This is a genomic window from Streptomyces sp. NPDC107562 (genome assembly GCF_055657325.1).
This window is the reverse complement of the sequence record NZ_JBVKBE010000020.1, coordinates 68,637-81,856: the sequence shown is the minus strand read 5'-3', so window position 1 is coordinate 81,856 and position 13,220 is coordinate 68,637. Positions and strand designations below refer to the sequence as shown.

Genomic DNA, 13,220 nt, shown 5'->3' with positions numbered 1-13,220 from the left:
ACCGGTTCGGCGGCCGATGTTGGCAGAACGGCATACACCGGACAGGATGCCCGCATGAAGGGTGACCTCTTTTCCAGTGAGCACATGGTCCAGCCCGCGCAGGCGCCGGGCATGACCGTCGAGAACGCCAAGTGCATCAGATACGCCGTCAACGGCGAGATGCTGGCCCGGCAGGGTGCGATGATCGCCTACCGGGGCAACCTCGCCTTCGAGCGCAAGGGCCAGGGCATGGGCGGCATGCTCAAGCGCGCGGTCACGGGTGAGGGGCTGCCCCTCATGGCGGTGCGCGGCCAGGGCGAGGCCTGGTTCGCGAACGAGGCGCAGAACTGCTTCGTCGTCGACGTAGAGCCGGGCGACGAGTTCACGGTCAACGGCCGTAACGTCCTGTGCTTCGACGCCACGTTGTCGTACCGGATCGCCACGGTGAAGGGCGCGGGCATGACCGGCGGCGGCCTGTTCAACAGCGTCTTCAGCGGGCAGGGCAGGCTCGGCCTGGTCTGTGACGGCAGTCCGCTCGTCATCCCGGTCTCGGGGCAGTACCCGGTGTACGTCGACACGGACGCGGTGGTCGGCTGGACCGCCGGGCTGCAGACCTCCCTGCACCGCTCGCAGTCCATCGGCTCGATGCTGCGCGGCGGTTCGGGTGAGGCCGTCCAGCTGATGCTGCAGGGCGAGGGGTACGTCGTCGTGCGGCCCAGCGAGGCCTCGCCCCACAAGGCCCAGCAGCACTGAGCGGACCGGGTCCCGCACGAGTGACGCCCTGGCCCCTGGGCCAGGGCGTCCGGTGCGCCGGGACAAGCCGTCCCGCACTGACGCGACGTCAAAACTGGTCCGCCGGGCGAATAGGCGCCCCGGACGTTGAACACACTCCGTGGCGCCCCGCGTACCTCTGGGAAAGGTGACAGCCAGGCGTTCAGAGGGATGACCATGAGCAAGGCGTACGTCTCCGCACACCACTTGGTCGCCGGGAGGTACCGGCTCCTGGAGACCGTCCATCGCGAGTCGAACCGCGTGTGCTGGTACGGCGAGGACGTCGAGGCCGCCCGCCCCTGCCTGCTGACCCGGGTCGGGCTGCCGGGCGAGCCCGACGGGGATGCCGCGCGCCGGACCGTCGGCCGCATCATGCGCACGTCCGAGACGATGGGACGGCTGTGTCCCGGCCGGGTCGCGGGCGTGATCGACGCGGTCGCGGAGGAGGGCGCGCTGTGGACGGTGACGGAGTGGCTCGGCGGTACACCGCTCGGGGAACTCCTCGCCGGGAACGGCTCGTTCAACTACGTGCGGGCGGCCCGCATCGGGCTGGAACTGCTCGACGTGCTGGAGGTCGCGCACGGCGAGGGCATCACGCACGGCGAGCTGAGCCCGGGGCAGATCCTCGTCCGCGACGACGGGCCGGCGGTCGTCGCGGGCTTCGGGCTGGCGGGCGCGACGCTGGCCCCCCGGCTCACGGCGCTGTCGTACGCCTCGCCGGAGCAGGCCCGCGACGAGCGCATCGGACCCGCCGCCGACCTGTGGGCGCTGGGCGCGATCCTCTACACCATGGTCGAGGGCCGCCCGCCGTTCCGGGAGCGGGAGCGGCCCGAGGCCACGCTGAAGGGCGTGGACCGGCTTCCGCTGCGCACACCGCTGCGTGCCGGGCCCCTCGCCCAGGTGGTGCAGGGCCTGTTGCGCAAGGACGGCCGGGAGCGCCTCACCCGGCCCGTGGTGCGCGAGGCGCTCACCAGGGTGGTCGGCGAGTCCGCCGACGCGGCCCCCTCCCCCGCTCCCGTCCCCCGGCTGCGCCGCGCCTACGCCACCGCCCTGCACGTCACCGACCCGGGATGGAGCAGACGGACCATGGTCGCCGGAACGGCACTGGCCCTCGTCACGGTGGCGGTCGCGGTGCTCGCGGTGATCCGTGACCCGTCCGGCACGGACACGTCCGCCTCCGGCGGCGAGACCCGCCCGCCGGCCTCCGCCGGGGCCCCGGACCCGAACCGGCCGTCCACCCCCGCGCCCCCGCCGACCGCCCCGGCGCCGAGCACGCCGGCCGAGCCGCCCGCCGATGTCGCCCCGTCACCCTCGGCCCCCGCCCTGCCACCGGGCTTTCGCACCTATCGCTCCCCCGAGGGCTTCTCCGTCGCCCTCCCGGAGGGCTGGAAACCCCTGAGCACGACACGCGCGTCCGATCTCGCCTACCGCGTGGTGCTGGGCGCGCCCGGCGACACGCGCACGCTGGCGGTGACGTACAGCGCGCGCGTCGGACCGGACCCGGTCGCGGTCTGGCGCGACGACGTCGAACCGGACCTGCGGCAGACCGCCGGGGACTACCGGCGGATCGGCGACATCCGCGCGACGACCTACCAGGGGCAGGCCGCCGCCGACATGGAGTGGCTGGCCGACGCCGACGGCAGCCGGGTCCGCACCCTCGGCCGGGGCTTCCTCATCGGCGGCGGACGCGGCTACTCACTGCGCTGGACGACCCCGGCCGACGTGTGGGACGACGCGAGCAACCGCCGCGCCCTGGAGACGTTCCTGCGCACCTTCCGGCCGGGCGGGGGCTGAACGCCGCCGGCCGAGATCCACGGGGCCCTGCCCCGTTTCCCCCGGCCGGTCACGGAAACTCGCCCCCTATGGTGCAAATCGGATACACGATGATGACCGAACAGGCCGGTCCCCGCGATCTCGTGGACCACGTGGTGCGGGCCGAGGCAGCCGGTTTCGACTTCTCCGTGACCTCGGACCACTACTTTCCGTGGCTCCGCTCCCAGGGTCACTCGCCGTACGCGTGGAGCGTGCTCGGCGCGGCCGCGCAGGCGACCGAGCGCATCCCGCTGATGACCTACGTGACCTGCCCGACCGTCCGCTACCACCCGGCGGTGGTGGCGCAGAAGGCGGCGACCATGCAGTTGCTGGCCCAGGGCCGTTTCCGGCTGGGGCTCGGGTCGGGCGAGAACCTCAACGAGCATGTCGTGGGGGGCGGCTGGCCGTCCGCCGACGTGCGGCACGAGATGCTGGAGGAGGCCGTCGAGATCATCCGCGCGCTGTTCGCGGGCGGTCATGTGAACCATCACGGCACGCACTTCGACGTGGAGTCGGCCCGGCTGTGGGACCTGCCCGACGAGCCGCCGCCGATAGGCATCGCCGTCTCCGGTGAACAGTCCTGCGCGCTGGCGGGGCGGCTCGCCGACCTCGTCATCGCCACGGAACCGGAGAAAGGGCTGCTGGAGGCCTTCGACCGGCACGGCGGCACCGGCAAGCCGCGCGTGGGCCAGCTGCCGGTCTGCTACGACCCCGACCGCGACACGGCGGTGAAGCGGGCGCACGCGCAGTTCCGCTGGTTCGGCGGCGGCTGGAAGGTCAACGCCGAGCTGCCGCACCCGGACTCCTTCGAGTCGGCGACCCAGTTCGTCACCCAGGACGACGTCGCCGCGTCGATCCCGTGCGGCTCCGACCCGGAGGACTTCGTTGCGGCGGTGCGCCCGTACGCCGAGGCCGGCTTCACGGAGATCGCGCTGGTGCAGATCGGCGGCGACTCGCAGCCGGAGTACCTGGAGTGGTCGGCGAAGACCCTGCTGCCGGCGCTGCGCGACGCCCTCGGCTGAACGTGCTTCCGCCGCTCTCCGCGTCGCACGGCGCGCCGGAGAATCACCCTCAGGACTGAGCATCAGACGCACGACGGGGGTACTAGAGGGTCTCCACGACCGTTCTCCTCGGAGGCCCTCTGGTGAACACCAATGTGCACAAGACCCTGGTCATGCAGCTCCAGGCGGGCACCGCGGACCGCTTTCCCGTGCTCGCCCACCTCGGCTACGAGGCCGACGACCCCTTCGCCGTCACCATGGTGTTCAGCCATGACGGCCATGTCCTTGCCCGGTGGCGGCTGGACCGCGAGATGGTCCTCGACGGGCTGCGGCGGCCCGTCGGCCTCGGCGACGTGCGCTTCCGCCCGGTGTCCACGGGCATGTGGGACGAACTGCGCATGGAGTTCTTCGGCGACGCCCGGTCGGACGGGGAACGCCATCACGCGGTGGTGTTCGCCTGGGCCGCCGCCGTCGACTCCTTCCTGCGCCGCACCCACGAGATCGTCCCGCCCGGGCAGGAGCAGTTCGAGGTGGACGACTTCCTGGCCGAGGTCATCGCCGACGGCTGAGTAGCCGCCGTGAGTAGCCGTACTCATGACCGGGTCCGGCGGCGCCGACACGATGGGGCTCCCACGAAGAGGAGTGCGCCCATGTCCGCTGTCAGTCCCGACCCCCGCCGGATCTCCCCGCTGTCCGCCGCCCGCACCGGCCGGCGCCTGCCCCTGCTGCTCGCCGGACTGGTGACCGTGGCCCTCGCGGTGTCCGCCTGGGAGCCGCACGACCGGGCGACCTGGTTCCTGGAGACGGTGTGGGTGATCGTCGGACTGCCGGTGCTGTTCCTGACCTGGCGGCGGTTCCCGATGACGGGCCTGCTGTGCTGCCTGCTGGCCGCGCACGCGCTGGTCCTGATCGTGGGCGGCCACTACACCTACGCGCAGGTCCCGCTCGGCGACTGGGTGCGCGACACCTTCGGCCTGGACCGCAACCCCTACGACCGCTTCGGTCACCTCATGCAGGGCTTCGTACCGGCCGTCCTGGTACGGGAGTTGCTCGTCCGCACCTCGCCCCTGCGCGGCAGCCGCTGGCTGGCGCCGCTCGTCGTGTGCGCGTGCGTGGCCTTCAGCGCGGTCTTCGAGATGCTGGAGTGGGCGGCGGCCGTGACCGGGGGCGAGGCGGCGGACGCGTTCCTGGCCACACAGGGCGATGTGTGGGACACGCAGTGGGACATGTTCTGCGCCCTGGTGGGCGCCACCGCCTCGCTGCTCCTGCTCAGCCGGTTCCACGACCGGCAGCTGGGCGCACTGACCCGTCAGTGACCCTTGCGGGCCTCAGTGGCTGGAGTTGTTCGTGTGGCGATGCCGGGTCCACAGCGGCAGGGCGAACCAGCACAGCGCGTACCAGAGGGCGATGCCGGCCACGATCCACGGGACGTAGGGGTCGTGGGTCGCCACGCGCAGGATCAGCAGCAGCGCGCACACCATGGTGACGAGCAGCAGGATCAGGCCGACGAAGGTGAGCCGCGAGGCCCAGGCGACCGCCTGCGGCTTCACCCGGCGGCCGGCGACCAGCCGGTGCAGCGACACCGGGCCTATCAGCGCGCCGGTCGCCGCCGCGCCGACGACCACGGTCACGATGTAGATCCTGCGGTCCAGGTCCGAGAGGTCCGCGAAGGTCGGGGTGAAGACCACGGTCAGCAGGAAGCCGAACAGGATCTGGACGCCCATCTGGGCGATCCGGACCTCCTGGATGAGCTCGCCCCACATCCGGTCGGCCCGCTCCTCCTCGGTCTCGTCCCGCCCTCTGTGCCGCTGCACACTGCCTTCCGCGGTCGTCACGGTTCCTCCTGGTCGAGAACGTCCGAAAACTCTTCCCCACCGGGTTCCCCGGGAACGGCGCCGCTACCAGCGAGATTCGACCTGCCCCTTGATGCGCGCGGTGTAGAGGTCCTGGATCGCGCCGAGGGTGTCCTCGGACAGGTCCGGAAGGTGCGCCGAGGCGGCGTTGGCGCGGGCCTGTTCGGCGGAGCGGGCGCCGGGGATCACCGTGGTCACGCCGGGCTGCTGGACGATCCAGCGCAGGGCGAGCTGGGCCGGGGTGCACCCCTCGGGGGCGAGGGCGGCGAACTCGGCCGCGGCCTCGACGCCGGTGGCGTAGTCGACGCCGGAGAAGGTCTCGCCCTGGTCGAAGGACTCGCCGTGCCGGTTGTACGTGCGGTGGTCGTTCTCCGGGAAGACGGTGTCCTTCGTGTACTTGCCGGACAGCAGGCCCGAAGCGAGCGGCACCCGGGCGATGATGCCGACGCCGGCCTCCCGGGCGGCGGGCAGCACCTCACGCAGCGGCTTCATCCGGAACGGGTTGAGGATGATCTGCACGCTCGCCACGTTCGGCCGGGCGATCGCGGTGAGGGCCTCGGCACAGGTCTCCACGCTCACCCCGTACGCGGCGACGCGCTCCTCCTCGACCAGGGTGTCGAGGGCGTCGAAGACCTCGTCCAAGGAGTAGACGGGGGTGGGCGGGCAGTGCAGCTGCACCAGGTCGACGCGGTCGACACCGAGGTTGCGGCGGGAGCGGTCGTTCCAGGCCCGGAAGTTGTCCAGGACGTAGTTCTCGGGGATCTGCTCGACCCGGCGGCCCATCTTGGTCGCGACCAGCACGTGCAGGTCCGGCCGGCTGCTCAGGAACGTGGCGATGGTCTGCTCGCTGCGCCCGTCGCCGTAGACGTCGGCGGTGTCGAAGAACGTCACCCCCGACTCGGCCGCCGCCTCCAGCACCGTGAGGGCTTCCTTGTCGTCGACGTCTCCCCAGTCGGCGCCCAGTTGCCAGGTGCCCAGACCGACGACCGACGCGTGCTGACCCGACCTGCCGAATTCACGTTCTTCCATGGGGATCAGTCTGTCACCTGCCGGTGGCGCGCACGGAGGCGGTCGTCCCGGGCGCCCACCCGCGCATCCCTCACTCACACGAGTGAGGGAACACGGGCGGGCGGACGGTGCACGCCCGAACCGCCCTAGCGTGCACACGTGACCGACGGTTTGACCGAAGAGCCCCCTTTCCCCACCCGGCGCGGCTTCCTGCGTACCGCCGCCGCCCTGTCCGCCGTACCGGCCGTGCTGGTGCCCGATCCGGCAGCCGCCGCGCGGGAGCTGCCCGGATTCCCCGAAGACGTCGACCTGTACCGGACGGCGTACCGGAACTGGACCGGCGAGATCACCGCCACCGGCCTGTGGGCCTGTGCCCCGGACGGGCCGCTACAGGTGGTCGCCGTCGTCAACTGGGCCCGGCGCGAGGGCTGGACTGTCCGCGCCCGGGGCGCCTCGCACGGCTGGTCCCCGCTGACGATCCCGGAGGGGACGCGCCCCGAAGCTCCCGTCCTGCTCGTCGACATGGCCCGGCACCTCACGGGCCTCGCCGTCGACGGACGGACCGCCGTGCGCGCCGGCACCGGCGTCACTATGGAGGCGCTGCTGACCTTTCTGGAGCGGCACGGGCTCGGCCTCACCGCCGTACCGGCGCCCGGCGACCTCACCCTGGGCGGCGTCCTGGCCGTCGACGGACACGGCACGGCCGTGCCGGCCCGGGGCGAGCGGCGGCTGCCCGGGCACACGTACGGCTCGCTGAGCAATCTGGTGCTGTCGCTCACCGCCGTGGTGTGGGACGAGGGCAGCGACGCCTACGTGCTGCGCACCTTCCGGCGCGACGAGCCCGACTGCGCCGCGCTGCTCACCCATCTGGGGCGGGCACTGGTGACGGAGGTGGTGCTGCGGGTGGGGGCCGACACCCCGCTGCGGTGCGTCAGCCGCGTCGACATCCCCGCGGGTGAGCTGTTCGCCGCGCCGGGTTCGGGCGGGCGCACCTTCGAGAGCTTCCTCGACGCCTCCGGGCGGGTGGAGGCGATCTGGTTCGCCTTCACGGAGCGTCCCTGGCTGAAGGTGTGGAGCGTGGCCCCGACGCGGCCGCCGGCCTCACGGCGGGTCTCGGGGCCGTACAACTACCCGTTCTCGGACAGCGTTCCGCGACCGGTGGCGGATCTGGTCGGGCGGATCGTGGCGGAGGGCGCCTGGTCGCTGGCTCCGGTGCTGGGGAACCTCCAGTACGACGTGGCCGCGCTCGGGCTGGCGGCGACGCTGTCCGGGGACATCTGGGGGCCTTCCAAGAACACGCTGCTGTATCTGCGTCCGACCACCCTGCGGGTGCACGCCGACGGCTACGCCGTGCTCACCTCACGGGGGCAGGTGCAGCGGGTGATCCACGAGTTCACCGGTTTCTACCGGGAGCTGCTCGCGTCCTACGCGTCCCGGGGCCGCTTCCCGGTCAACGGCTCGGTGGAGATCCGCGTGACCGGCCTCGACGACCCTGCCGACGCCGAACTGGCGGGCGCCCGCGCCCCGTCGCTGTCCGCGGTGCGGCCGGACGAGGACCGTCCCGAGTGGGACTGCGCGGTCTGGCTGGACGTGCTCACGCTGCCGGGTACGCCGCACGCGGAGTCGTTCCTGCGCGAGCTGGAGCGGTTCCTGCTCGGCGGCTACGACGGCCGGAGCGGCGGCGGGTACGCGCTCGCGCGGGTCGAGTGGTCCAAGGGCTGGGCGTACGCGGACTCCGGCGCGTGGCAGGACGAGGACGTCATCGGCACCGCGGTGCCCGCGTCGTTCGGGGAGGGTGTGTGGGGGCGGGCGGCCGGCGTGCTGGACCGGCTCGACCCGCACCACGTGTTCAGCAACGCCTTCCTGCGGCGGCTGCTGGGCTGAGGGGGACTACTTCAGGGTGCGGCCGTGCGCCGTGCGGGCGAGCCGCGGGCCCAGCCAGCGCTTGAGCCGGCGCAGCGCCTCCAGTTGCCCGGCCGCGCGGTCGAGCCGGTAGTACAACTGCGGCGGGACGTAGGGCAGCAGGGGCGAGTGGCGCTGGCCCAGCAGGGCGAACATGCGCTCCGGCGGCAGGTGGATGTAGCGGGGCAGGTTCTCGTACCACTGGGCGCTGTAGCGTGCGGCGCTCTGCGTGGACAGCAGGGCCGCCTTGCGTTCGCGCTCGTAGCGGGCGAGGGCCTCGGGCAGACGGGCGTGCTCGCGGAGCGCCGCCGCCAGCGCGATGGCGTCCTCCAGGGCGAGCGTGGTGCCGGCGCCGATGGAGTAGTGCGTGGTGTGGGCGGCGTCGCCGACGAGGACGAGGTTGTCGCGGTACCAGGTGCGGTTGGTGAGGGTGCGGAAGTTCAGCCACTGGGCGCCGGGGCGGGCGCAGGAGCGCGAGATGAGCCGGTGGCCGTCGAGGACGACGGCGAAGAGCTTCTCCAGCAGTGCCAGTCCGTCCGCCTCGTCGGCGCCGTCGAGACCGAGGCCGTGGAAGGTCTCGGGGGCGCACTCCACGACGCAGGTGCTGCGCCGGTCGTCGAACGGGTAGCCGTAGCACCAGATCCAGCCGTGCGGGGTCTCGACGAAGGCGAAGGTGAAGGAGTCGAAGACCTTGGTGGTGCCGAGCCAGATGTAGGAGTTCCGGCCCGTCGTCACCTCCGTGCCGAAGTGACCCGCGTGCCGGGTGCGCAGGGCGCTGCCGACACCGTCGGCGGCCACGACCAGGTCGGCGTCGGGCAGCAGGTCCGGGGTGGTCTCACGCTCGTACTCGACGCGGACGCCCAGGGTTCGGGCCCGGTCGGCGAGGATCTCCAGGAACCGGTGCCGGCCGATGCCGAAGCCCTGGTCGCCGGGGTGCCGGGTGGTCAGGTCCCGTACGTGCGCGACGCCCTCGTCCCAGCGGACGGAGTGCGCGTCGAGAGCACGGGCCGACTCGGGGTCGTGCGCGTGGAGGGTGTCGAGCAGCCCGCGCCAGTAGGTGACTCCCCAGCCGTAGGTCGAACCCTCCGGGTCGCGTTCGTGCACGGTGATGTCATGGGACGGGTCCTGCCTCTTGAGCAGGATCGAGAGATACAGGCCGGCGGGCCCGCCACCGACACAGGCGACCTTCACGCACACCCCTAGGAATTACTCAAAGCGATCATTTCGCGACGCAGGGTAGCAGGCGGGTCGCGGTCCGGGCCGCCTCTCGTAAACGCGTCATCTTCCGGGAGTGAGCCAGGCCACGCGGGGTGCGGCGGCCCGCGAAGGATCGCCGCCAAGATCGCGACAAGGGGAAGGAATTCCCCCTTCCGGGCTGTCCCGGCAGCCATGTCGGCAAGATCAGCTTGCTTCAACCTTGCACGAGATATGGCTGCTTGTCCGGATCGGAGCCAACCACACCCGGGCGATTTCTCCCGCTCTCCCACCGGCCGGTAGGCATGCGGGGTCGTCGATCGAACGACCTGCCGAATCAGCCTCATCGAACCCTGGAGGTCCGCATGCCGGAACTCAGCCGTCGCCGCGCGCTCACCGCCGCGGCCGCACTCGCCGCGACCGCCGGCGCCACCGCGGCCGTCACCTCCGGCGCGGCGGCCGACGCCGCCACCGCCACCCCCACGCCCGGGCCGCCGCGAGCGGCCGGGCACGAGCACGGCCACCACTCCCCCGCGCCCTTCGACGAGGTCTACAAGGGTCGCCGCATACAGGGCCACCCGGTCGCCGGGGGCGGTCACGCACATCACGGCGGCGGCTACGCCGTGTTCGTCGACGGCGCGGAACTGCATGTGATGCCGAACGCCGACGGCACCTGGATCAGCGTGGTCAGCCACTACGACCCGGTGGCGACCCCGCGTGCCGCCGCGCGCGCCGCGGTCGACGAGCTCCAGGGCGCCCGGCTCGTTCCGTTCCCCGCCAACTGACCTTCCCCGCACCACATCTGGAGTCTTCGCACATGACCGTCCGCAAGAACCAGGCGAGCCTGTCCACCGACGAGAAGCGGCGCTTCGTCGCCGCCCTCGTGGAACTCAAGCGCAGCGGCCGCTACGACGAGTTCGTCACGACGCACAACGCCTTCATCCTCGGTGACACCGACAACGGCGAGCGCACCGGGCACCGTTCACCGTCCTTCCTGCCCTGGCACCGCAGATTCCTGCTCGAGTTCGAGCGGGCGCTGCAGTCGGTGGACGCGTCGGTGGCGCTGCCCTACTGGGACTGGACCGCCGACCGCTCCGTGCGCTCCTCGCTGTGGGGTCCGGACTTCCTCGGCGGCACCGGGCGGGCCCGGGACGGCCGCGTGTCGGACGGGCCGTTCTCCGAGGCGAGCGGCAACTGGCCGATCAACGTGCGCGTCGACGGCCGGACGTTCCTGCGCCGGTCGCTCGGCAGCGCGGTCCGGGAGCTGCCCACCCGGGCCGAGGTGGACTCGGTCCTCGCCATGGCGACGTACGACATGGCGCCGTGGAACAGCGCCTCGGACGGGTTCCGCAACCACCTGGAGGGCTGGCGGGGGGTCAATCTGCACAACCGGGTGCACGTCTGGGTCGGCGGTCAGATGGGCACCGGCGTCTCCCCGAACGACCCGGTGTTCTGGCTGCACCACGCCTTCGTGGACAAGCTCTGGGCCGAGTGGCGGCGCAGGCACCCGGCGTCCGGCTACCTCCCGGCGGCCGGGACGCCGAACGTGATCGACCTCGACGAGCCCATGAAGCCGTGGAACGACGTCACCCCGGCGGACCTGCTGGACCACACCGCCCACTACACGTTCGACACGGACGCCTAAGGCCTGTCCGGGGGCCCCGGCGGACGGGGAGCGCCGCGCCGGGCAGCGGTCAGTTGCCCGACCCGGACGGCGCTCCCGCCGTGGCCGACCCGTTCACCACGTCCACGTCGCTCGCGCGGACGTAGGCCAGCCGGTGACCGAACTGGATCTCGTAGTACTCGTCGTCGCCCTTGACGACCCGGAAGGCGCTGTCGGAACCCGACTTGTCGACATAGGTACCGGCGACGCGGTCCTGGGTCACGTAGCGCTGACCGGCGAGGAGGCTGTAGGGAAGTGGCGCGTCGTCCGACACCGGCACGTCGTCGGGATAGGCGTCCGGCTCCGGGTAGGCGCGCCCGTACACCGGGATCTCGCTCAGCCCCGCCTTCGGGGTCACCATCCGGCCGGTCGTGCCGATGGCCGTCGGGCGGGTCCTGGGGTTCTTGAACCAGGCCTGGTTGCCCTGGTACCAGATCGCCGTCCAGTCGCCCTTGCGTCCGGCGACCGCGAAGACCTGGCCCGTGGAGACCCGCGACCCCAGGTCGTTGACGTCCTCGGTCGAGGGGTCGCCCTCCGGGCGGCGGCCGGGGTCCTGGATGAGCGGGGCGTCGTCGCGCGGCTCGGTGTGCAGCCGGACGGCGCTGGAACCGTGCGGCGCGCACGGCACGCCGCTGGCCTTGCACCCCGTGAACAGCGGCTTGTGTGTGTCGTAGTCGGGCAGCATGACCACCATGTCGCTGTCCCGTCCCGCCCGGCCGCGCAGCGGGGCGCCGAGCAGGTCGAAGTAGTGCTCCCAGTCCCAGTAGGGGCCCGGGTCGTCGTGCATGTCGGGGATGGTCACGCCCATCGGGGAGGGCACGTTGTCGTGACCGAAGATGTGCTGCCGGTCGAGCGGGACGTCGTACTTCTTGGCCAGGTAGCGCACCAGGCGGGCCGAGGCCTGGTACATCTGCTCGGTGTACCAGGTGTCCGGCTGGGCGAGGATCCCCTCGTGCTCGATGCCGATCGAGCGGGCGTTGACATACTGGCTGCCGGAATGGCGTGCCGCGTCCTTGGTCTTCACGTGCTGGACGACATGGCCGTCGCTGGAGCGGACGGAATAGTGCCACGACACCTCGGTCGGGTCCTGGACCGTCTGGAGCATGGCCGGCAGCGGGCCCTCGGTGTCATGGATGACGATGTACTCGACCTTCTGGTCGTTGGGCCGGTCGGCGGGGTCGAAGTTCCCGTACTCGCCGTCCCCGATCTCCACGTGCGGCGCCCGGACCCAGGAGCAGGACAGCTCCGGCGGGCACTCGATGTCCTTGGGCCGTTTCGGGTCCTGGGGCGGGGCCTTCACGCCGGGGCTCGCGGGGAGGGTGATCTGCTGTCCCGCGTCGGTGGTGCGGCGCGCGCCGCGCCGGATCACGGTGAAGACGTCGCTCGCGAACGTGTTCGCCGACACGGAGTCGCCCATGCCGGGGTAGCGCGCCACCGCCTCCCACCAGTCCGACGGGTCGGCGCTGAGCGGCTTGCCGAGCTCGCGCTGCATCGCCGCCAGCAGTGCCGCGCCGCCTCGCACGTTGGCGGCCGGGTCGGTGCGCAGCTGCTCCACCGGCACCCCGATGAGGCGGGCGGCGCGTTGCAGGTCCGCGGGCTGCAGGGAGCGGCTGCCCCGGCCGGTCTGCTTGCCCGGCCCGGACTGCGGACCCGCGAGGCCGCCCGTTCCCGGCAGCGCGCCCTGGACGTGGGGCCGGTCCACCAGGTGCATCGGGCCGTAGCCGCCGGCGACGCTGGGCGCGCCGAGGTGGGAGTCCCACCGGGACTGCTGGTAGGACACGCCCATCAGCACACTGGGCGGCACGCCGTACTCGGCCGCCGCGGCCGTGAAGACGTCCTGCAGACGGCGGTGCTTCGTCGCGCTGTTCTCGACCTCCGGGCCACTGTCGGAATGCGGCAGGCTCAGCAGCGTGACCAGCAGCGGAACCTGCAGCGCCACCGACGCGGTCACGCAGACGACCCGTCGGCGGCGCCGCCGTACTGCGTCGGGGACACGGGGGGTGGCGGGATCTGTCATTGCAAGGGCCTCCGGTGATG

At 72.2% G+C, this 13,220-nt stretch carries 12 protein-coding genes; 8 read left to right on the top strand and 4 right to left on the bottom strand.

From position 1 onward, the window contains the following. The first annotated feature begins 54 nt into the window (after positions 1-54). The 5 genes from ACZ7LV_RS35870 to ACZ7LV_RS35850 all read left to right on the top strand — a co-directional run bounded on the left by ACZ7LV_RS35870 (position 55) and on the right by ACZ7LV_RS35850 (position 4,879). Positions 55-732 carry an AIM24 family protein gene (locus ACZ7LV_RS35870; protein ID WP_471945544.1) on the top strand — a complete coding sequence of 226 codons (678 nt, stop codon included), beginning with the start codon at positions 55-57 and terminating at the stop codon, positions 730-732. Between the two features lie 195 nt (positions 733-927). Beyond that, the gene (locus ACZ7LV_RS35865) at positions 928-2,544 is read left to right on the top strand and encodes a serine/threonine protein kinase (RefSeq protein WP_471945543.1); all 1,617 of its coding nucleotides are present in this window, start codon (positions 928-930) and stop codon (positions 2,542-2,544) included. A 68-nt stretch (positions 2,545-2,612) separates the two neighbouring features. Then, entirely contained in the window at positions 2,613-3,584 is a 972-nt protein-coding gene (locus tag ACZ7LV_RS35860) for an LLM class F420-dependent oxidoreductase (protein WP_471945542.1), read from the top strand. A gap of 122 nt (positions 3,585-3,706) precedes the next feature. Then, on the top strand, positions 3,707-4,132 hold the full coding sequence (locus ACZ7LV_RS35855; RefSeq protein ID WP_471945541.1) for an SsgA family sporulation/cell division regulator: 426 nt from the start codon (positions 3,707-3,709) through the stop codon (positions 4,130-4,132). Positions 4,133-4,213: 81 nt separating this feature from the next. Beyond that, positions 4,214-4,879, top strand: coding sequence for a DUF2238 domain-containing protein (locus tag ACZ7LV_RS35850; RefSeq protein ID WP_471945540.1), 666 nt, complete (start codon positions 4,214-4,216; stop codon positions 4,877-4,879). 12 nt (positions 4,880-4,891) lie between these two features. Here ACZ7LV_RS35850 and ACZ7LV_RS35845 read toward each other — a convergent pair whose 3' ends face one another. Next, positions 4,892-5,398: a DUF6328 family protein gene (locus tag ACZ7LV_RS35845; RefSeq protein WP_471945539.1), complete on the bottom strand. Its 507-nt coding sequence runs from the start codon at positions 5,396-5,398 to the stop codon at positions 4,892-4,894. 63 nt (positions 5,399-5,461) lie between these two features. Next, positions 5,462-6,445, bottom strand: a complete 984-nt coding sequence (locus ACZ7LV_RS35840) for an aldo/keto reductase (protein WP_471945538.1) — start codon at positions 6,443-6,445, stop codon at positions 5,462-5,464. Between the two features lie 138 nt (positions 6,446-6,583). Here ACZ7LV_RS35840 and ACZ7LV_RS35835 point away from each other — a divergent pair, with 138 nt between their 5' ends. Continuing rightward, positions 6,584-8,308, top strand: coding sequence for a cholesterol oxidase substrate-binding domain-containing protein (locus ACZ7LV_RS35835; protein ID WP_471945537.1), 1,725 nt, complete (start codon positions 6,584-6,586; stop codon positions 8,306-8,308). Positions 8,309-8,314: 6 nt separating this feature from the next. Here ACZ7LV_RS35835 and ACZ7LV_RS35830 read toward each other — a convergent pair whose 3' ends face one another. Then, the gene (locus ACZ7LV_RS35830) at positions 8,315-9,523 is read right to left on the bottom strand and encodes an FAD-dependent monooxygenase (protein ID WP_471945536.1); all 1,209 of its coding nucleotides are present in this window, start codon (positions 9,521-9,523) and stop codon (positions 8,315-8,317) included. Between the two features lie 362 nt (positions 9,524-9,885). Here ACZ7LV_RS35830 and melC1 point away from each other — a divergent pair, with 362 nt between their 5' ends. Next, positions 9,886-10,305, top strand: a complete 420-nt coding sequence (melC1, locus tag ACZ7LV_RS35825; RefSeq protein WP_471945535.1) for an apotyrosinase chaperone MelC1 — start codon at positions 9,886-9,888, stop codon at positions 10,303-10,305. A gap of 32 nt (positions 10,306-10,337) precedes the next feature. Next, positions 10,338-11,165, top strand: a complete 828-nt coding sequence (gene melC2 / locus ACZ7LV_RS35820; protein WP_471945534.1) for a tyrosinase MelC2 — start codon at positions 10,338-10,340, stop codon at positions 11,163-11,165. A gap of 49 nt (positions 11,166-11,214) precedes the next feature. Here the strand turns inward: melC2 and ACZ7LV_RS35815 are convergent, their stop codons facing one another. Then, the gene (locus tag ACZ7LV_RS35815; RefSeq protein WP_471945533.1) at positions 11,215-13,200 is read right to left on the bottom strand and encodes an N-acetylmuramoyl-L-alanine amidase; all 1,986 of its coding nucleotides are present in this window, start codon (positions 13,198-13,200) and stop codon (positions 11,215-11,217) included. Positions 13,201-13,220: the final 20 nt, after the last annotated feature.